We start from the raw sequence: 1,509 nt of genomic DNA on the forward strand, positions 1-1,509 counted from the left end.
CGTGGTAGGTGGCCAGCGCGGCCACGGCCTGGTCCCAGACGGTGCGGTCGGGGCCGGTGTCGGGTCGTGGGCCGATCCGGGCGAGCAGGCTGGCGGGCGGGTCGGTGATCGCCTGGGTGGCGGTCGTGGCCGCGGCGGCCTGGTCCGCGCGGCGCAGCACGTGGAGTTCCGGTGCGTCGGCGGGGTGCCCGGCGTGCAGGGCGGTGTGGTGCAGGGCGGTGAGTTCGGCGAGGGTGTGCCGGGTGCGTAGCCGGTGGGCGGTGTGGGCGAGGGGGTCGAGGTCGCCGGCCATCCGTTCGGGTCGGGAGCGGTCGAGATGGTCGGCGAGCCGTTGCAGGGGGCTGTGGGTGTCGTCCAGGATCGGGAGCCAGTTCTCGTCGTCGAGGCTGCTTTCCAGGTCGCGGCGGCGGATCAGGTAGGCGCGTAGGTCGGTCTGGGCGCGGGAGAGCATGACGTACAGGCCGGGGCGGCTGGTGCGGTCGGTGATGACGGGGCGGGCGGTGGTCATGGTGGCGCCCTGGGATTTGTGCGCGGTGATGGCGTAGCCGTGGGCGAGGCCGCCGTCGCGGCCGTCGGGGAACGCGTGGGTCAGGTAGGCCCAGGGGATGCGGATGCGTCCTTTGCCGGGGAAGTCGACGGTGACGGCCTGGCGGTCGGGCTGGTCGGGGTGCGGGTGGACGGCGACGACCCGGCCGGGGGTGCCGGTGCGGATGTAGGCGGCGGCGGGTCTGCCGGCGGGGACGAGGGTGTGGCCGTGCTGGGTGAGGGTGATGACCTGGTCGCCGGCCTGGAAGGTGCGGCCGGCGACGTGCAGGGCCGGGCCGGTCAGGGTGCCGTCGGCGGTCAGCCGGGTGCGGGCGGCCTGGTTGAGGGCCTCGACGTCGTGGTGGGTTTCGGCCATCATGACCGGCATCGCCGCCGGTCGCGGGCGTGTGGGCGTCCCCCCGGCGCCGGTGGGCTGCGGCCGGTGGTGCCATGCGGTGTACCAGTCGTCGACCACGGCGGCGAGTAGTTCGTCGCGGCTGTCGCACAGCCGTATCCGGCCGTCGGCGGCGAGCCGGTCCAGGGCGCGCCGGGCCGCGCCGGCGGTGGGGGTGCGCAGGCCGGTGAGGGCGGCGCGGACGGGTGCCATGGCCGGGCCGGCCTGGCGGTGCAGCACGGTCAGCTCGGGGGTGTCCGGGGTGGTGGCGGCCAGGTGGGTGAACCAGCCGCCGGCGCCGACCGCGCCGAGTTGGGCGGGATCCCCCAGGGCGATGATCACGGTGTGGGTGCGGGTGGCGTAGCGCAGGAGCCGTTCGGCGTGGCGGGTGTCGACGTGGGTGGCCTCGTCGAGGATGAGTACGGTGCCGGCCGGCCAGATGGTGGTCGGGTCGTCGGTGTGGTCGAGCAGGGTGAGCCAGCCGGCGACGACCCGGGCGGGGATGTTGAGCCGGTCGGCGAGCTGGTCGGTCTGCCGGCCGCCGTGGGCGGCGGCGAGGACGTGGTAGCCGGCGTCGCGCAGGATGGTGG

General features: G+C 75.6%; 1 protein-coding gene. It reads right to left on the reverse strand.

The window, feature by feature from the left end; all coding sequences use genetic code 11:
* Positions 1 to 1,509: ATP-dependent DNA helicase (locus tag AC5LSR_RS22475; protein ID WP_493468966.1), on the reverse strand; the 1,509-nt coding region annotated here is incomplete at both ends.

This window comes from Protofrankia sp. CiP1_Cm_nod4, assembly GCF_982290645.1.